Genomic DNA, 18,978 nt, shown 5'->3' with positions numbered 1-18,978 from the left:
TGAGTAGAGAGACTCCATGCGTGCATCCTTGAAATCTTCCCTGGCCGGCGTCGCGGTGACGCTGGCGATCCTCGGCAGTGCGGTGCCCGTGGCGCAGGCCGCGGCGGACCAGCAGTTCTTCCCGCTGGCCACCTACCGGGTCGGTGCCTATGCCTCCAGCGGGGTGCAGGTGTGGGCCGGCATGATCGACTACCTGAACTACATCAATCAGGTGGAAGGCGGGATCAACGGGGTCAAGCTGGTCTGGCAGGAGTGCGAGACCGAGTGGACGGCGGAGAAGGGCATCGAGTGCTACGAGCGCTTCAAGAACGGCCTGGATGGCGCGCCGGTGGCGGTCTACCAGCCCAACGGCGCCCCGGCGGCCTATGCCCTGAGCGAGCGCGCCGAGGTCGACAAGATCCCGCTGATCACCCTGGGCTACGGCCGCACCGAGGCCACCGACGGCACAGTGTTTCCCTACAACTTTCCGGTGATGCTGACCTTCTACAGCGAGGCTTCGACCCTGGTGAACTACATCGCCGAGCGCGAGGGCGGCTTCGACAAGCTCAAGGGCAAGAAGATCGCCACGGTCTACCATGACTCGGCCTATGGCCGGGAAACCCTCGGCCCGCTGAAGCTGCTGGCGGAAAAATACGGCTTCGAGAACATCCAGATCCCAGTGGCCGATCCGGGTAACGAGCAGTCGGCGCAATGGCGCCAGGTGCGCCAGCAGAACCCCGACTGGGTGTTCCTGCGCACCTGGGGCGTCTCGACCCCGGTGGCGGTGAAGACCGCCGCGCGCTTCGGCTTCCCGGTGGACCACATCATCGGCGATATCTGGGCCAGCTCCAGCGAAGACGTATTGCCGGCCGGCGCGGCGGCCAAAGGCTATCTGGCGCTGACGCCGTATCCGGCGGGAAGCGATTTCGACATCCACCAGCGCCTCAAGCAGCACATCCTCGACCAGGGCAAGAGCGACCTCAAGGACCTGAAGAACTTCGGCAGCGTGTACTACAACTCCGGGCTGGTGAACGCCGCGGTGGCGGTCGAAGCGATCCGCACCGCCCAGGGCAAGTTCGGCAAGCGCCCGCTCAATGGCGAAGAAGGGCGCTGGGGCCTGGAGCACCTGAACATCGACGACGCCCGGCTCAAGGACATGGGTTACCTGGGGTTGATGCAGAACCTCAAGCTGTCCTGCCGCGATCACGAGGGCGGCGGTTCGGCGCGGGTGCAGCAGTGGGACGGCGCCCACTGGACCCTGATCAGCGACTGGATCGCCGCCGACCGCGCCTTGCTGCGGCCGCTGATCGACGAGAAGTCGGCGGCCTTCGCCAAGGAGAAGAACCTCACGCCACGCAGCTGCACCGGGGATGAATGACACATGAGTCAGACCGCTCCGGCCGCCACGGCCGACGACCTGTTGCAGGTGCGCGATATCGAGGTGATCTACGACGGAGCGATTCTCGCGGTGGCCGGGGTTTCCCTGGGCGTGCCCGAGGGCGGCATCGTCACTTTGCTGGGGGCCAACGGTGCCGGCAAGAGCACCACCCTCAAGGCCATCTCCGGGCTGCTGCGCGCCGAGCGGGCCGAGGTCAGCCGGGGCTCGATCGCCTTTCTCGGCCAGGACAGCGCCGGTGTCGACCCCAGCCAGCGGGTGCGCCAGGGCATGGTCCATGTGCTGGAGGGGCGCCATGTGTTCCCGCAGTTGACGGTGGAGGACAACCTGCGCAGCGGTGGTTTTGTCCGTGGCCTGAGCCGCCGGGAACTGGCCGCCGACCTGGAGCGCATCTACGCTTGGTTCCCGCGCCTGAAGACCAAGCGCGGCACCCGGGCCGGGCTGACCTCGGGCGGCGAGCAGCAGATGGTCGCCCTCGGCCGCGCGCTGATGACCCGGCCGCGCCTGGTGCTGCTGGACGAGCCGTCCATGGGCCTGGCGCCGATCATCGTCCAGGAGATTTTCGAAATCGTCGCGCAACTCAATCGCGAGGCGCGGGTGAGCTTCCTGATCGCCGAACAAAACATTAATGTGGCGCTCAAGTACGCTTCCAGGGCCTACGTACTCGACACCGGGCGCGTGGCCTGGTCGGGAACGGCCGATGAACTGCTGGCCCGGGGCGATCTGCAGGACTTCTACCTAGGCCGACACTGACCCGTGAGAACCCCATGAGCCAAACACCCAACGGACGGGCGAACGGCGCCACCCGTGATGCCGATGTACTGATCGTCGGCGGCGGCCTGAGTGGCGCCTTGCTCGCCGCCCAACTGCTGCGCCTGCCGGGCCGGCGCCAGGTGCTGGTGGTCGAGCCGCGCAGCGAGCTGGGGCGCGGCGAGGCCTACAGCGCCGTCGAGCTGGGCCACACCCTGAACGGCAACGCCGCGCGCATGAGCGTCGACCCGGACAACGCCGACGACCTGACCCAGTGGCTGCGCGACTACATCGCCGCCGGCGGCTGGCCGGAGTCGGAGCAGCAGCCGGTGCCGGTCAGCGAGTTGTTCCCGCCTCGCGGGATCTTCGGCCTCTATGTGCAGCAGCGGCTGGCCGAAGCCCAGGCGATAGGCGCCTTGCAGGGCTCGACAGTGGAGCATGTGCGCGCCGAGGTGGTGGACTTGCAGGCCGACGCCGAGGGTGCCTGGCTGAGCCTCGACGACGGCCAGCAACTGCGCGGCGCCTTTGCCGTGCTGGCCACTGGCATGTTCCCGGCGGCGCGCACGCCGCAGACCGAATCCAGCGGCCTCAACGCCGCCGCGCTGGACCCCTGGGATGTCTCGGCCATGAGCCGGCTCGACCCGCAGGCGACCGTGCTGATCATCGGCTCCGGGCTGACCATGGTCGACGCCGTGGTGTCCCTGGAGCAGGCCGGGCATCGCGGGCCGATCGAGGTGTTCTCGCGCCACGGCCTGTTGCCCCATGTGCGGCGCCAGCCACCGGCCTGGGTCGACTTCCTCGCCGAAGACCCCAGCATCCGCACCCCGCGCCAGCTGTTGCACGAGCTGCGCCGCCAGTGCCGCCAGGCGCTGGCGGACGGCGTGGACTGGCAGGCGCCGCTGGACACGGTGCGCGCCCATATCGGGCGCTTGTGGAGCCAGGCCACGGATGGGCAGCGCCGGCAGTTCGTGCGCCATGTGCGGCCGTGGTGGGAAAGCCATCACCACCGTTCGCCGCCCCTGAGCGCCGAGCTGGTGGCGCGTTTGCACGGGGAAGGGCGGCTGCGCATCCAGGCCGCCTCGTTCCAGGGCCTGGAGCCTTCGGCGGATGGGCGCCTGGCGATTCGCATTCGCCGCCGCGGCGAAGCGCAAACCAGCTGGGTCGCGGGGGATGCGCTGATCAACTCCAGCGGCATCGAATACGACTGGCGCCGGGTGGCCCGGCCATTGCCGCAGCAGCTGCTGGCCCGTGGCCTGATCAAGCCGGGACCACTGGCCCTGGGGATCCGGGCCGACGCCGGCGGCGCGGTGGTGGACGCCGAAGGGCAGGTGGGCAGCCGGCTGTTCGCCATGGGGCCGCCCTTACGCGGCATGTGGTGGGAAAGCACCGCGGTGACCGACGTGGCCAGCCAGGCCAAGGCGTTGGCGGCGCGGTTGGTGGGGTTGGCGTAACCGCCACCGTCGCCGCTGCGCGGCTATCGCGGGCAAGCCTCGCTCCTACACGTTCGCGTCGTTTCCGCCACGGCGATAAACACGCGCTTCTGTAGGAGCGAGCGGGCGGCGATCCGACTTGCCCGCGATGGCGTCCTTTCTGACGCCATCACACTTACGATCAAACCGTCTCGACCCTCACCCAACGCTGCTCCCGCGCCGCAACCCGGATCGCCGCCGCCAACCGCTCCACCTGCCAGGCCTCCTCAAAATCCGTCCCGCCGTGCCCCTGGCCGCCAAGCGCCATGATCAGTTCATGCACCTCCAGGGTCTTCAGCTCGTTGTAGCCCAACTGGTGCCCCGGGGCCGGGCTGAAGGCGGCGTAGCCGGGCAGGGCGGGCCCGGCCAGCAGGCGCTGGAAACCCTGGTCGCCGGCACGGTACAGGCGCAGTTCGTTGAGGCGTTCCTGGTCGAAGGCCAGGGTGCCGCGGGTGCCGCTGATCTCGAAGCTCAGGTGATTCTTGTAGCCGTGCTTGAGCCAGCTGCTGCTGAAGGTGCCGCGGGCGCCGCTGGTGAAACGCAGCAGGGCGTGGGCCTGGTCGTCCACGGCGATCGGGCGCTGCTCCTGGCTGCCGGCGCTGGCCGGGCGCTGGTGGTGTACGGTCTGGCTGTCGGCGCAGACCGCCTCGACCTCGCCCAGCAGATACCGCGCCATGGCCAGCAGATGGCTGCCCAGGTCGGCCAGGGCGCCACCGGCATGCTGCGGGTCGCAGCGCCAGGAGAAGGGCGAGGCCGGGTCGGCCATGAAGTCTTCGCTGAACTCGCCCTGGAAGCTGAGGATCTGCCCCAGTTCGCCGCTGTCGATCAGCGCCTTGGCCTGCAGGATCATCGGGTTGTGCTGATAGTTGTAGCCGACCCGGGTGACCACCCCGGCGGCCTTGGCCGCTTGTTGCATCTGTTCGGCCTGCTCGACGCTGACCGCCAGCGGCTTTTCGCAGTACACCGCCTTGCCGGCCTGCAAGGCGGCCATGGCCATGGGGAAGTGCAGATGATTGGGCGTGGTGATCGCCACCAGGTCGACCCTGGGGTCGTCGATCAGCCGTTGCCAGTCGTCGTGGGCCCGGGCGAAACCCCAGGCCGCGGCGCAGTGTTCGGCGCGCTGGCGGTCGGCATCGGCCAGCGCCGCCAGGTGCAGGCGCACCGGCAATTCGAATACCGCGCTGACATTACGAAACGCCAGCGCATGGGCCCGCCCCATGAAGCCGGTGCCGATCAAGCCTATTCCCAGTTCACCCATAGCCGACCCCTTGCAGAATTGTTGTTTTAAGGAAGGCTCTTTATGGAATAAAAATTCGGTAATTGCAATCTGTAGAATAAATTTTCAGTAACGCGCCGCTGCTGCTCGGCAACCCGACCGGGAAAAGCCCAAGGGCGCAAATAAAAAAGGGTGCAATGAACAGTCATTGCACCCATAGGCCGATCACCTGAGCAGGGTCAGAACTGGAAGGTGAACCCCAGGTTGACCGCGCTGCCACCGCCATGACCGGACACCAGCCCGGTGTAGTTCAGCGACACCAGGGTGTCTTTGCTCATGGCCATTTCCGCAGCGGCCTTGACCACCGCGCCATCGCGAGACACCGGCACGCCGTTCACCGCAAAGGCCGCCGCACTGCCAGCAAATTTCAATGAGGTTTCACGGTCCAGGTCGCCGTACTGGTGTTCCCAGCCCAGCTCGCCACGCAAGGTCACCGAGCGGGTGGCGCTCACCGGCAATTGCGTATGACCTCGCAGGCCAAGGGTCGAGAGCGTGGCGTCCTGGCTTTGCTTGCTGCCATGCAAGGCTGCCGCACCGCCGCGTTCCTTGAACGAGTCGTTCTGGAAGTTGATGTAGCTGAGGTTGGCGAAAGGCTCGAAAGCCGCCCACCGGGTGTAGCCGATTTCGCCGAACACCTGATCGGTACGTGCGTTGTAGTTGGCTTTTTCATGGCTCGACTGGTTGCCGTACACCACGTCACGGGAAGTGTCGAAGCGGTGCCAGGTGGTGGCTCCGCCGAGGCGCAGGGCGATGCTGTCGAAACGTTTGCCGCCATAGATCGACAGGTGATAGTTGTCGCTGTCGGCGGAAGTCCTGGAGGCTCCGTTCAGATCGGTTCTGGTGTAGCCGGTTGCCGCACCGACGCGCCAGCCATCGCCGACGTCGGTGTCCAGGCCGAGCAGGACGCCGGTGGTGGAAGTGCTGTAGCGCGTGGCGTTGTGATCGGCGTCGACTTGCCTGTGGCCACCGAGCAATTGCACCCAGCCACCATTGCTGCTGGCCTGGATATCCATATCGGTACCCAGGGCCTGAGCCTGTTGCAGGCGGCCGTTGACCGCGTCACGCAGGTAACGGCTGTCAGCGATCTGCGCAGCGGCGATGTCGGCGTGCACCTGGCCATCGAGCTGGTTGAAGGCTTGTCGCGCCAGTTCCGCCGAGTCGGAGGCCAGGATGCTCTCGTACACCGGATTACCTGCGCTCAATGTGTCGATGGCGCTGGCGACGGCACGCTCGTTACGGGTCAAGGCTACGCTGGCGAACGCGGTCTGGTTGCGGTAGATGCCCAGGTTCAGCTGGTTCGGCTGGTAGTCCAGGCGGGTGCCGAGGAACAAGAAACTGGGGGCGATGGAAGCGAACTGGCCGTTGATACCCTGGCTGGCGCTGAGGATGTTGAACTGCTGGCCCAGGTAGCTGCTGGCCTGGGCCGCAGACAGCAGGTTGGGGCTGTTTTCCATGGAGAGGGTGACCTGTCCGCCGTTGAGAGTCGCCACGCCCGTGCTCTGGATGGTGTCGGTCTGCCCGTTGGCGGCGACTTCCACCGCGTACACCGAACCCGGGTTGAACGTGACGTCGCCGGTGTGCAGGGTGCCGACCGAATGGCCGGGGGCCACAGTACCGCCGTTGTTCACCAGCAGGCTGCCGATGCTGCCGTTGCCCGCCAGGGTGCCGCCGATGCGGGTGACCACCTGGTTATTGGCATCGACGGTGCCCACGGCGCTGCCATCGACCGTCACGCTGGAGGTCAATCTGCCGTCCACCGAGAGCTTGCCGCCACGGACCCAGGTACTGCCCGAATAGCTGCTCTGACCCTCGAGTACCAGTTCCCCATCCCCGGACTTTGTCAGGCTGCCGACATAGGTCTGGCCGGTCAGAGGGTCCAGGCCGCGGGTCAGCGTTGCCTGTTCCCGGGCCATGCCGATCTCGTACTGGAATTGATCGTCCGCCGAGGCCCCGGCCGGTAGACCCTTGCCCCAACCTTTTTGCTGCTTGATCGCGTTCCAGGTGGCCTGTTCGGCAGCGTCTTCGCTGCGTCGGGCACGGATCGCTTCGTCGGAGATGTCGTTGGCCCAGATATCGCGGGTGCCGGCGGGCAGCGCCACGGCCAGTGCACCGACGAACTGTCCCGGGCCCTGCATGGCCTTTTTCAGGTTGGGCAGGCCCCAGCCGTTGACCACGCCTGGCACCTGCGGGGTGCCGGGAGCGGCGTCGTGCACCGGTTGCAGGTTGTCGTAGGTGCGTCCGCCCGTCCGGTCGCCGACCGGGGTGTCCGGGCCGTCCGGGGTTTGCAGGGTGGAGGTGGTCAGCAAGACATCGCGGGCCTGGCTCGCGGTCATGTAGGGAAAGCGCTGGATCACCAGGGCCAGGGCGCCGGAAACGCTGGGGGCGGCCGCCGAGGTGCCGTTGGCGTTGGGGATGATCTCGCCTTCCGGTCCTGCGGACGGAATGCCGGAAACCCCCATGACGCACCACCACTTGGAGGTGCCGCAGCGGTTGTAGACCTGGGCGCCGGTCTCGTCATAACCGGTGATGGACAGCCACTTGGATTCCAGGTCCGGCTTGAAATAGGGGAGGTTGGCGTTGGTGTCCGGGTTGGCGCCATGGCTGTCGTTGCCGGCAGAGATGATCTGGATGAACGAGTACTGCCGGCCGGCGTCGGCCATGGCATCCATCCAGGTCTTCTGGCCCGCGTGGGCCTTGTCCCAGAACGGCCGGTAGGCGGCGGTCATGTCCCTGAGGATATCCTGCGGGCTGTCGCCGACAGTGCCGAAGTGGTTCTCTACCTCATTACGCGAGTTCTGCCCCCAGCTCTGGTTGACGATCGACACTTTTTTCGCCGCCAGCGCGTCGTAGCTGGCCATGAAGGCGTTGTAGTCGAGGTCGTTGGAGCCTTGATAACGGTCGTTGTCGCTGCCGCCGGTGTTGGCCACGAACAGATTGGCGTCGAAGGCGATGCCGTGCATGCCGGTACCATTGCGACTGGCCGCCAGTACGCCGGACATTTCCGTGCCGTGGCCGTCGTTGAAGCTCGGGTCGTACTCACCCGGGATACTGAAGTGCTCACCTTTGTGGAACTCGCCGGCAGGCACCTCCAACCGATAGCGCGGATGGGTTGCGTAGTATTCGCCGGTCGAGGTGACCGCCTGCACACGGTTTTCGCCTGCGGCGTTCTTGCCCTGGAATTCCGAATGTTCACTGAGGATGCCCGAGTCCAGCACGCCGACGTTTACCCCTTTCCCGGTGATACCCAGGGCATAGGCGTAATAGGCGTTGGTCCGGTCCAGGCCGGAGTTGACCTGGGCTTCCGGAGTCTTCCAGGTTTGCGCGTTATTGCTCCAGTTGCCGGTCGCGGCGGACCATGACTGTCCGGCATTGAGTTGTTTGTGCAGGTCCGTGGCCACACCCGGCTCTATATAGGTATAAGGTTGGGCCGCCGGCAGGTTGGCAATAATCGCTTTGGCGAAGTCGAATATGTTCTGGGTATAACGGCCGGAGTTGCTGAACAGGCGGCTTTTATAGCGATCCAGATTGTTGTTGTAATCAAGTGGCTTGCTCGTATCGCCGAGCATTGCACTGATCGACAGGTTTTCCGCCTGCAACTCGTAGTTCTGCTGGAGCAACGAGTCGAACTTTGTCGATTGTGCGGCAAACTCTTTGGCTGCCAGGTCCAGGGTATTGCCTACACCAAAACGCAAGTTGGTATACACGGCGCTGCCCGGCGCGAATGACGCAGCGGCGCTCCTGAACGCGGCCTCCAATACCTGGGGCGTATAGGGCGAGCCGGTGGGCGGATTATCTGCCAGAGCCATCTGGCCCTGGCCCAGCCACAAGGCGATGGCCATTGCGACAGGGCTCAGGGAAGCTGGTTTTAAAGGGTTGCTGCGTTTGCCTGAATCGATACCTGCTACGTCCATGTTCCTTTTCCTTGAGATATGTCCTTGGTCGAAACTGATGTTTCGATCTCTTGTAATAGGCAGGGTTTAAATGATGGGCTGAAACAAAGGTGCTGTTTGGAAATACCTGGTGTACTTATTGTTTTTACTGAGCAATAGGGAGTTCAGTCTCGGTTGTCGTTACTGTTCGCCTGATACTCACTAGGTGGTACATATTAAGAAGTCGACAATCACCGAATGGTCAGTTGTTGATCCTCAAGTTGTTTTTCTTTAAGGAACACATCGGCCTCTGCTGTTTTCAAACAATGGTGTTTCACATGAGTGGTGTTGCAGAAAAATAACTGCGAGAGGGTTATAGCATGACAAATGAGCTTGTAACAAAATATTTATAGAGTGCTACGAGCTTGATACCAAAACTGTGACAGGTTTGGTTTTCTGTTTGAGAAAGGTTGGGGCGAGGTGTGGGTGCCGGGCAATAAAAAGGCAGCCCGCAGGCTGCCTTTGTTGTACGCCGAGGATCGCTCAGGAAAGGAAACCGCCGTCCACGTTCAGCGATACGCCCGTGGTGTAGCTCGAGGCATCGCTGGCCAGGTAGAGCACGGCGCCGGCCATTTCGCTCGGGTCGGCCACGCGCTTGAGGGGGATCTGCGCCAGGGCGGTCTTGAGGATGGCGTCGTTCTTCACCAGCGCCGAGGCGAACTTGGTGTCGGTCAGGCCCGGCAGCAGGGCGTTGCAGCGGATGCCGAACTGCGCGCATTCCTTGGCGAAGACCTTGGTCATGTTGATCACCGCCGCCTTGGTCACCGAGTAGATGCCCTGGAAGATGCCCGGGGACACGCCGTTGATCGAAGCCACGTTGATGATGCTGCCGCCGCCGTTGTCGCGCATCAGCTTGCCGGCTTCCACCGACATGAAGAAGTAGCCGCGGATGTTGACGTCGACGGTCTTCTGGAAGGCGCCCAGGTCGGTGTCCAGCACGTTGCAGAACTGCGGGTTGGTGGCGGCGTTGTTGACCAGGATGTCCAGGCGCCCGAACTGTTCGCGGATGCCGGCGAACACCTGGCTGATCTGCTCCATCTCGCCGATATGGCAGGCGATGGCGGTGGCCTTGCCGCCAGCGGCAACGATGGCGTCGGCCACATGCTGGCAGCCTTCGAGCTTGCGGCTCGAGACGATCACATGGGCGCCTTGCTGGGCCAGCAGCTTGGCGATGGCTTCACCGATGCCGCGGCTGGCGCCGGAGACGAAAGCGATCTTGCCGTCGAGGTCGAACAACTGAGTCTTGGACATGGTTTTTCCTTATTGTGTGCCTGGCGCCGGGACGATCAGAGGCTGGATTTTTGGATGACTTGCAGGCTCATCTGCTCCAGCAGCTTGTTCATGTGGATGAACTGCGCGAAGCGTTTGTCCTGGGTCTGGCCATGGAAGAAGCGGTAGTAGATCTGCTGCACGATGCCGGCCAGGCGGAACAGGCCGTAGGTGTAGTAGAAGTCGAAATTGCCGATCTGGATGCCGGCGCGCTCGGCGTAGTAGTCGACGAACTGCTGGCGAGTCAGCATGCCCGGGGCATTGCTCGGCTGGCGGCGCATCAGTTGCACCGGCGCTGGGTCGCCGGCTTCGATCCAGTAGGCCAGGGTGTTGCCCAGGTCCATCAGCGGGTCGCCCAGGGTGGTCAGTTCCCAGTCCAGCACGCCGATGATCTGCATCGGGTTGGCCGGGTCGAGGATCACGTTGTCGAAGCGGTAGTCGTTGTGCACGATGCTGGAGGTCGGGTGATCGGCCGGCATCTTGTCGTTGAGCCAGGCCCTGACCGCTTCCCACTTGGGCGCGTCCGGGGTCAGGGCTTTCTCGTAGCGGTCGCTCCAGCCCTTGATCTGGCGTTGCACATAACCTTCGGGCTTGCCCAGGTCGCTCAGGCCGCAGGCCTGGTAGTCGACACGGTGCAGCTCGACGAACTTATCGATGAAGCTCTTGCACAGGGCCTCGGTCCTGGCCGCGTCGAAACCCAGTTCCGGCGGCAGGTCGGAGCGCAGGATGATGCCCTTGACCCGCTCCATCACATAGAACTCGGCGCCGATCACCGATTCGTCGGTGCAGTGCACATAGGCTTTCGGGCAATAGGGAAAGCCGTCCTTGAGCTGGTTGAGGATGCGGTATTCGCGGCCCATGTCGTGGGCCGACTTGGCCTTGTGGCCGAAGGGCGGGCGGCGCAGGACGAATTCCTGTCCCGGGTATTCCAGCAGGTAGGTCAGGTTCGAAGCGCCGCCCGGAAACTGGCTGATCTGCGGGGTGCCGGTCAGGCCCGGAATATGTGCCTTGAGGTACGGATCGATCAGGTTGGCATCGAGTTCCTCGCCGGAGCGAGTACGGGTGGACTGGTCAGTAAGCGCCATGCTTATCCCTTCTGCTTATTCTGGAGGCCAGAGATTATTGGCTAATCTAATGTGCCCACCTGAGTGCCACAATCGCCGCAGGCCTTTATAGGTGAGCGTGTTGCCGGACAATCATTGCTTTTGATACAAGCGTTTGAATGTGCCCGGCTTCACTCTAGTCCAGTTCGCCGGGCCTGAATGAGCATTCCGACCGGGCTCGCGCATCAGCCTGTTTGCGCGCAGCGCGCAGGCGCCTTTCGTAGCGCGCCTGGTTCAGTTCGGGGCAGGCAGGGCGATGGGGGTCAACAGCGGTTGGCCGCTGAAGTGGGCGACGAGGTTCTTGCCCACCAGCTCCACCGTGGCCTGGGTCGCTTCCGGCGACAGCCCGGCGACGTGGGGTGTCAGCACCACATTGTTCAGGGTCTTCAAGGCATCCGGCACCCGTGGCTCGTCGTCGAACACGTCCAGGCCCGCGCCGGCGATGCTGCGTTGTTCCAGGGCCTGCAGCAGGTCGGCGGTATTGACCACGCTGGCGCGGGCGATGTTCACCAGGAAACCCTCCGGCCCCAGGGCCTGCAGCACGGCCTTGTCGATCAGTTGGCGAGTGCCTATGCCGCCAGGCGTGGCGACCACCAGGAAGTCCGAATGCCGCGCCAGTTCGGTCGGGGTCGGGCAGAAGCTGTAAGGCACGTCGCTGCGGATCTGCCGGTTGTGGTAGCTGACGCTCATGTCGAAGCCGTTGGCGCAGCGCTTGGCGATGGCCAGGCCGACGGCGCCAAGGCCAAGGATGCCCAGGCGCTTGCCGGCCAGGGACGGGCGCATGACTTTCGGCCATTCGCCACGACGCACGGCGGCATCGGCGCGGGGGATGTCACGCACCAGGGACAGCAGCAGGGCCATGGCGTGGTCGGCGACCGACGAGGCGTTGACCCCGGCGCCGTTGCTCACCGCTATCCCGCGGTTGCTCGCCGCCTGCAGGTCGACCTGCTCGTAGCCGGCACCGATCACACAGATGATTTCCAGGTGCGGCAGGGCGGCGATTTCTTCGGCGGTCAGGCCCAGCGGACCACGGGTGAGCACGGCGTTGATCTGCCCGGCATGGGCCTTGATGGCGTCCGCCCGTTCGCTGGGCGTCGGCGCGAGAATCAGGTGGAACCCCTGGTTTTCCAGGATCCACAGGTAGTCATTGATGGTTTCGACGAGGACCAGAACGGTGGCGGGCATGCGTGTCTCCTGAAGGACTGAAGAGGGACGGACGGCGTACGGCACATCGACGGCAACCGGCGTACAGCTCCTGGAGCTGCTGTACCGTGATAAACCACTCAAGGGCTCAAGATTGCGGATTGCAGGGCGCTTTGGCAAGGCGCAGTCACGGGTTTTTCCCGCGGCTGCGGCCTGGAATGCATCGCTGCCCTTGAGGGCCTGATCGCCGGCAAGCCTGGCTCCTACAGAAGCGGCGGCGAGCCTGATACTTCTTCTATAGGAGCGGCCGGTCGACGTTCGATTGCCCGCGATGACGGCCTGGAGGGCGCCACTGCCTTCAAGGTCCTGAACGCCAGCAGGGGGAATGCTCAGAAACGAATATCGGCAGTTTTCATTCGCCGGACAAAGGCGCCGTCCAGGGTCGCATTGTGGTGGTCGATGATCGCCCGGGCCGGGAGCGTCGGGGTGTCCATGCAGGTATGGGCATCCTCCGCCAGCACGGCGGCGAACCCCAGGTCCAGGGCGGCGCGGCAGGTGGCGTCGATGCAGTACTGGGTTTTCATGCCGACGATCACCAGCTCATCGACCTGCGCCGCCCGCAGGTGTTCGGCCAGCCCGGTGCCGACAAAACAATTGGGGCGGGTTTTGTCCAGCCGCTGGTCGCTGGCCTCGAGCTGCAATTGCGGCAGCAGGTGCCACGGCGCGTTGCCGGCGGCGATGAGCGAGCCTTGCGGGCCGGTATGGCGCACGGCGATCACCGGCGCGCCGGCCTGCCGGGCACGGTGGATCAACTGGTTGATGTTGTCGAGTACGCGCTGCCCCTCGAAGGGCGGCTGCGGTCCGTGAAACAGGCCGATCTGCATGTCGACGATCAGCAGGGCGGGGCGCTGGGCCTGGGGTGACGGCATGGTGTTTCTCCTTGTGGGCCAGCTGGACGGAGAAACAAAAGGCCCCGTCCATTGCTGGCGGGGCCTTGGGTTCGACTGCGCTGTTGTCAGCTCATGCAGCGACCACACGACCCGCCGGAAGCGGTCGTGGTGGTAGTGCGGGTGAGGCGGCGCGGGAAAAGATTCATGGCGCCGATCATGGGGCCAGGGTTCGAGCACTGTCAATCCGAGGGGATGCTGGTTTGGGCCGGGCATCGGCGGTCTGCCGCTTTTGCAGTGCTGCAGCAGTGAGCCGGGCGGGCGCATAATCGATGGACCTGTGGGCTAGGCTGACCTTGCTTCAGTTTCTGGAACTGGGGCGGTCCAGCGGTCCAGACCAGCAGGTCGCTTTCAGGACACGATGGGTCGCCTGGGTGCAATCGCCGGGCTATGGTGATGGGCAAGCTTCCAGGATGCCCCGGACCCGGTGCGCCAAGACACTTGGCCGGAGAGCAAGAATGGCGACCGAGGATCCACGCCTCCGTGACGTGGTCGGGCGCTGCAGCCGAAGACTCCGGACGGCTGCCGCTATGCGGCGGTGGCGTTCGAGATGCCGAGGTACGTTTATGTCTGATGACACGCTTCACCTGCCTCTGATTCACAGCGTATTGGAGCGCGAAAAGGACACTCCCGGTGCCTTGCTGCCCATTCTCCACGCCATCCAGGACGGTTGTGGGTACATCCCCGACACCGCCATTCCCGAGATCGCCCATGCCCTCAACCTCAGCCTGGCTGAAGTGCACGGCGTGATCAGCTTCTACCACGATTTCCGTACCACGCCGCCCGCGCGCCATACCCTGCGCCTGTGCCGGGCCGAGTCCTGCCAGAGCCGGGGCGCCGAACACCTGGCCGCGCAACTGCGCGAACAACTGCTGCTGGACGACCATGGCACCACCGCCGACGGCAGTATCAACCTGCGTCCCGTTTATTGCCTGGGGGCCTGCGCCTGTTCGCCGGCCCTGGAACTGGACGGCGAGCTGCACGCCCGGATCACCCCCGAGCGCCTGCGCCAGCTGGTGAGTGGCTGCCTGGAGGATGGCGCATGCTGAAGCTCTATATCCCCCGTGATTCGGTGGCCCGTGCCGTGGGCGCGGACAAGGTGGCCGTGGCGCTGGTGCGTGAGGCAGAACGTCGACAACTGCCATTGGAACTGTGCCGTACCAGCTCCCGTGGCCTCTATTGGCTGGAGCCGCTGCTGGAGCTGGACAGCGCCGACGGCCGCCTGGGTTTCGGCCCCCTGACCGCGGAGGACGTGCCGAGCCTGCTCGACGCCCTGGTGGCAGACCCCGGCAGCCATCCACTGGCCCTGGGGCCGGTGGAGCAGATCCCTTATCTGCAGAGCCAGCAGCGCCTGCTGTTCGCTCGGGCCGGCATCACCCAACCGCTGTCCCTGGACGAGTATCGCGCCCAGGGCGGTTTCCAGGGCCTGGCCCGGGCCATCCAGATGGAGGGTGCGCAGGTGGTCGCCAGCGTGCTCGACTCCGGCCTGCGCGGCCGAGGCGGCGCGGCCTTTCCGGCGGGCATCAAGTGGCGCACCGTGCGCGAAGCCGCGGGGGCCCAGAAATACGTGGTCTGCAACGCCGATGAAGGCGACTCCGGCACCTTCGCTGACCGCATGCTGATGGAGGGCGACCCCTTCCTGCTGATCGAAGGCATGATCATTGCCGGCATCGCCGTGGGGGCCAGCCAGGGCTATATCTACGTGCGCTCGGAATACCCGGACGCCATCGGCACCCTGAACGAGGCCCTGCGCATCGCCCGCGAGGCCGGTTACCTGGGGGCGAACGTGGGCGGTAGCGGCCGGCCCTTCGACCTGGACGTGCGGGTGGGAGCCGGCGCCTACATCTGCGGTGAGGAAACGGCGCTGCTGGAATCCCTCGAAGGCAAGCGCGGCACGGTCCGCGCCAAACCGCCGCTGCCGGCCCTGCAGGGCCTGTTCGGTTTGCCAACGCTGGTGCACAACGTGCTGACCCTGGCCTCGGTGCCGATCATCCTGGAGAAGGGCGCGCAGTTCTATCGCGACTTCGGCATGGGACGTTCCCTGGGCACCATGCCGTTCCAACTGGCCGGCAACGTCCGCCAGGCGGGCCTGGTAGAACGCGCCTTCGGCCTGAGCCTGCGCGAACTGGTGGAAGGTTATGGCGGTGGCACCGCCAGCGGCCGGCCATTGAAGGCGGCGCAAGTGGGTGGACCGCTGGGGGCCTGGGTGCCCCCCGCGCAGTTCGATACGCCGCTGGACTACGAGGCGTTCGCCGCCATGGGCGCGATGCTCGGCCACGGTGGCGTGGTGGTCGCCGACGACAGCCTGGACATGGCCCGCATGGCCCGTTTCGCCTTGCAGTTCTGCGCCGAGGAATCCTGCGGCAAGTGCACGCCGTGCCGGATTGGCTCGACCCGCGGGGTGGAGGTGGTGGACCGCTTGATCGCCAGCACCGACGCCGCGGCCCGTGAGGAACAGGCGCTGCTGCTGCAAGACCTCTGCGACACCCTGCAATACGGCTCGCTCTGTGCCCTGGGCGGGATGACTTCCTACCCCGTCGCCAGCGCCCTCAAGCACTTTCCCGCCGACTTCGGTCTGGCGACCACGGAGGCCGACCAATGATCAATATCTTCGACCCTACCAGTGATATCGACCTCGGCACCCCGGCCCGCGAAAGCGAGGTGCAGGTCAGCCTGACCATCGACGGCCGGGAAATCAGCGTTGCCTCCGGCACCTCGGTGATGCGCGCCGCGGCCTTGCTCGGCACCACCATCCCCAAACTCTGCGCCACCGACAGCCTGGAAGCCTTCGGCTCCTGCCGCATGTGCCTGGTGGAGATCGAGGGCATGCGCGGCTATCCGGCCTCCTGCACCACGCCGGTGACCGAGGGCATGGTCGTCCACACCCAGACCTCCAAGCTCGCCAGCCTGCGGCGCAACGTGATGGAGCTGTACATCTCCGACCACCCGCTGGACTGCCTGACCTGCTCGGCCAACGGCAACTGCGAGTTGCAGACGGTGGCGGGGCAGGTGGGCCTGCGGGAAGTGCGCTACGGCTACGAGGGCGCCAACCACCTGGACGAACAGAAGGACGTTTCCAACCCCTATTTCGACTACGACCCGAGCAAGTGCATCGTCTGCAACCGCTGCGTGCGCGCCTGCGAGGAAACCCAGGGCACCTTCGCCCTGACCATCAGCGGGCGCGGCTTCGATTCCCGGGTGGCGGCGGCCGGCGGCGACAATTTCCTCGACTCCGAATGCGTGTCCTGCGGCGCCTGCGTGCAGGCCTGCCCGACCGCCACCCTGATGGAAAAGAGCGTGGTGGAAATCGGCCAGCCCGAGCGCAGCGTCATCACCACCTGCGCCTACTGCGGCGTGGGCTGCTCTTTCCGCGCTGAAATGAAAGGCGAGCAACTGGTGCGCATGGTCCCGGACAAGAACGGCCAGGCCAACCACGGCCACTCCTGCGTCAAGGGCCGCTTCGCCTGGGGTTACGCCACCCACCCGGACCGCATCACCAAGCCAATGATCCGCAAGCACATCAGCGATCCGTGGCAAGAGGTCAGTTGGGAAGAGGCGGTTACCTACGCGGCCAGTGAGTTGCGCCGCATCCAGCTGAAATACGGACGCGACTCCATCGGCGGCATCACCTCCAGCCGTTGCACCAACGAAGAGACCTACCTGGTGCAGAAGCTGGTGCGCACCGCCTTCGGCAACAACAACGTCGACACCTGCGCCCGGGTCTGCCATTCGCCCACCGGCTACGGCCTCAAGCAGACGCTGGGCGAATCCGCCGGCACCCAGAGTTTCGACTCGGTGATGCAGGCCGACGTCATCCTGGTGATGGGCGCCAACCCCACCGACGCGCACCCGGTATTCGGCTCCCAGCTCAAGCGCCGCCTGCGCCAGGGCGCGCGGCTGATCGTCATCGACCCACGGCGCATCGACCTGGTGGATTCGCCCCATGCCCGCGCCGACCTGCATTTGCAGCTGCGTCCGGGCACCAACGTGGCCATGCTCAATGCATTGGCCCATGTGATTGTCACCGAGGGCCTGGTCAACCAGCCTTTCGTCGATCAGCGCTGCGAAACGGCGGACTTCGCCCGCTGGCGCGACTTCGTCAGCCTGGCGGAGAATTCCCCCGAGGTCCTGGGGCCGATTTGCGGGGTGCCGGCCAAACAGATCCGCGAGGCCGCGCGGCTTTACGCCACCGGGGGCAACGCGGCCATCTACTACGGCCTGGGCGTCACCGAGCACAGCCAGGGCAGCACCTCGGTGATGGGCATCGCCAACCTGGCGATGGTCACCGGCAACATCGGCCGCGAGGGTGTCGGGGTCAACCCGCTGCGCGGGCAGAACAACGTCCAGGGCTCCTGCGACATGGGGTCCTTCCCCCACGAGCTGCCTGGCTATCGGCATATCTCCAACGAGGCGGTGCGCGCCCAGTTCGAACAGGCCTGGAACGTGACCCTGCAACCCGACCCGGGCCTGCGCATCCCCAATATGTTCGAGGCGGCCCTGGACGGCACCTTCAAGGCGCTCTACTGCCAGGGCGAGGACATTGCCCAGAGCGACCCGAACACCCAGCACGTGACCGCGGCCCTGACGGCCATGGAGTGCGTGGTGGTGCAGGACATCTTCCTCAACGAGACGGCCAAGTTCGCCCATGTGTTCCTGCCGGGCAGCTCCTTTCTCGAGAAGGACGGCACCTTCACCAACGCCGAGCGCCGCATCTCTCGGGTGCGCAAGGTGATGGAGCCCCTGGCCGGCAAGGCCGACTGGGAAGCCACCATTGCCCTGGCCGAGGCCCTGGGCTACCGGATGCAGTACAGCCATCCATCGGAGATCATGGATGAGATCGCGCGCCTGACGCCGACCTTCCACCGCGTCAGCTACGCCGAGCTGGACCGTCACGGCAGCCTGCAATGGCCGTGCAACGATGCCGCGCCGGACGGCACGCCGACCATGCACATCGATGAGTTCGTGCGCGGCAAGGGCCGCTTCATGCTCACCGGCTACGTACCCACCGAGGAGAAGGTCAACAGCCGCTACCCGTTGCTGCTGACCACCGGACGCATCCTCAGCCAGTACAACGTCGGCGCCCAGACCCGGCGCACCGACAACGTGGCCTGGCACGAGGAGGACCGCCTGGAAATCCACCCGACCGACGCCGAGAACCGCGGCATCGCCGACGGCGACTGGGCCGGTATCGGCAGCCGCGCCGGGCAGACGGTGTTGCGCGCCAAGGTCAGCGAGCGGGTGGCGCCGGGGGTGGTCTACACCACCTTCCACTTCCCGGAATCGGGCGCCAACGTGATCACCACCGACAACTCCGACTGGGCCACCAACTGCCCGGAATACAAGGTGACGGCGGTGGAGGTGGTGCGGGTCAGCCAGCCTTCCGAATGGCAGAAACGCTATCAGGCGTTCAGCGATGAACAGGGGCGCCTGCTGAGGGAGCGTCGTCACGCCGAGAAAGCCGAGGTGCGCCGATGAGCAGCGAAAGCCTGATCAAGATGGCCAACCAGATCGCCCAGTTCTTCGCCAGCGAACCGGACAACGCCCAGGCGGTGCGTAGCGTGCGCCAGCACCTGCAAAGCTTCTGGACGCCGGCCATGCGCAGAGAACTGGCGGCCTGGCAGACCACACACCCCGGCGCGGCGCTGCACCCCCTGGTGCAGGCGGCGCTGACGGAAGGGGAAGGGAAGATCTAGCGTTGTTGCAACCAATCAGAAGCC

The 18,978-nt window shown here is 65.3% G+C and carries 13 protein-coding genes; 7 read left to right on the top strand and 6 right to left on the bottom strand.

All coding sequences use genetic code 11. From position 1 onward, the window contains the following. Nucleotides 1–16 precede the first annotated feature (16 nt). The 3 genes from J4D52_RS19380 to J4D52_RS19370 are packed head-to-tail and all read left to right on the top strand — an operon-like array spanning nucleotide 17 to nucleotide 3,576. Nucleotides 17–1,357 carry an ABC transporter substrate-binding protein gene (locus tag J4D52_RS19380; RefSeq protein ID WP_102677444.1) on the top strand — a complete coding sequence of 447 codons (1,341 nt, stop codon included), beginning with the start codon at nucleotides 17–19 and terminating at the stop codon, nucleotides 1,355–1,357. A gap of 3 nt (nucleotides 1,358–1,360) precedes the next feature. Further along, nucleotides 1,361–2,128 (top strand): ABC transporter ATP-binding protein, encoded by a 768-nt coding sequence (locus J4D52_RS19375; protein ID WP_009048500.1) that lies wholly within the window; start codon nucleotides 1,361–1,363, stop codon nucleotides 2,126–2,128. A 14-nt stretch (nucleotides 2,129–2,142) separates the two neighbouring features. Continuing rightward, nucleotides 2,143–3,576: an FAD/NAD(P)-binding protein gene (locus J4D52_RS19370; RefSeq protein WP_102677443.1), complete on the top strand. Its 1,434-nt coding sequence runs from the start codon at nucleotides 2,143–2,145 to the stop codon at nucleotides 3,574–3,576. A gap of 160 nt (nucleotides 3,577–3,736) precedes the next feature. Here the strand turns inward: J4D52_RS19370 and J4D52_RS19365 are convergent, their stop codons facing one another. From J4D52_RS19365 to J4D52_RS19340, 6 genes are all read right to left on the bottom strand, one after another. Next, nucleotides 3,737–4,852 carry a Gfo/Idh/MocA family protein gene (locus J4D52_RS19365; protein ID WP_102677442.1) on the bottom strand — a complete coding sequence of 372 codons (1,116 nt, stop codon included), beginning with the start codon at nucleotides 4,850–4,852 and terminating at the stop codon, nucleotides 3,737–3,739. A 197-nt stretch (nucleotides 4,853–5,049) separates the two neighbouring features. After that, nucleotides 5,050–8,781, bottom strand: coding sequence for an autotransporter domain-containing protein (locus tag J4D52_RS19360; RefSeq protein ID WP_102677441.1), 3,732 nt, complete (start codon nucleotides 8,779–8,781; stop codon nucleotides 5,050–5,052). Nucleotides 8,782–9,282: 501 nt separating this feature from the next. Continuing rightward, nucleotides 9,283–10,050, bottom strand: a complete 768-nt coding sequence (locus J4D52_RS19355; protein WP_007923881.1) for an SDR family oxidoreductase — start codon at nucleotides 10,048–10,050, stop codon at nucleotides 9,283–9,285. Nucleotides 10,051–10,085: 35 nt separating this feature from the next. After that, a complete protein-coding gene (locus J4D52_RS19350) occupies nucleotides 10,086–11,153 on the bottom strand; it encodes a phosphotransferase family protein (RefSeq protein ID WP_102677440.1) in 1,068 nt (355 codons plus the stop codon). 252 nt (nucleotides 11,154–11,405) lie between these two features. After that, nucleotides 11,406–12,356 carry a 2-hydroxyacid dehydrogenase gene (locus J4D52_RS19345; RefSeq protein WP_053278693.1) on the bottom strand — a complete coding sequence of 317 codons (951 nt, stop codon included), beginning with the start codon at nucleotides 12,354–12,356 and terminating at the stop codon, nucleotides 11,406–11,408. Between the two features lie 347 nt (nucleotides 12,357–12,703). Then, nucleotides 12,704–13,243 (bottom strand): cysteine hydrolase family protein, encoded by a 540-nt coding sequence (locus J4D52_RS19340; protein ID WP_102677439.1) that lies wholly within the window; start codon nucleotides 13,241–13,243, stop codon nucleotides 12,704–12,706. Nucleotides 13,244–13,827: 584 nt separating this feature from the next. On the opposite strand from J4D52_RS19340, the gene J4D52_RS19335 reads away from it, so the two are divergent. The 4 genes from J4D52_RS19335 to J4D52_RS19320 are packed head-to-tail and all read left to right on the top strand — an operon-like array spanning nucleotide 13,828 to nucleotide 18,954. After that, a complete protein-coding gene (locus tag J4D52_RS19335; RefSeq protein WP_009048511.1) occupies nucleotides 13,828–14,310 on the top strand; it encodes a formate dehydrogenase subunit gamma in 483 nt (160 codons plus the stop codon). Beyond that, on the top strand, nucleotides 14,304–15,863 hold the full coding sequence (locus J4D52_RS19330; RefSeq protein ID WP_063429981.1) for an NADH-quinone oxidoreductase subunit NuoF: 1,560 nt from the start codon (nucleotides 14,304–14,306) through the stop codon (nucleotides 15,861–15,863). Before J4D52_RS19335 ends, J4D52_RS19330 begins: the two co-directional genes overlap by 7 nt. Next, nucleotides 15,860–18,736, top strand: a complete 2,877-nt coding sequence (gene fdhF, locus J4D52_RS19325; protein WP_063429983.1) for a formate dehydrogenase subunit alpha — start codon at nucleotides 15,860–15,862, stop codon at nucleotides 18,734–18,736. The genes J4D52_RS19330 and fdhF overlap by 4 nt, the downstream gene beginning before the upstream one ends. Next, nucleotides 18,733–18,954: a formate dehydrogenase subunit delta gene (locus J4D52_RS19320; protein ID WP_025809406.1), complete on the top strand. Its 222-nt coding sequence runs from the start codon at nucleotides 18,733–18,735 to the stop codon at nucleotides 18,952–18,954. Before fdhF ends, J4D52_RS19320 begins: the two co-directional genes overlap by 4 nt. The last annotated feature ends 24 nt before the right edge of the window (nucleotides 18,955–18,978 follow it).

Source organism: Pseudomonas sp. GW460-12-10-14-TSB1 (assembly GCF_017349775.1).
GTDB classification, from domain to species: Bacteria; Pseudomonadota; Gammaproteobacteria; order Pseudomonadales; family Pseudomonadaceae; genus Aquipseudomonas; species Aquipseudomonas piscium.
Note: the sequence above shows the minus strand (reverse complement) of the source record. Positions and strands in the feature narration are given on the sequence as shown.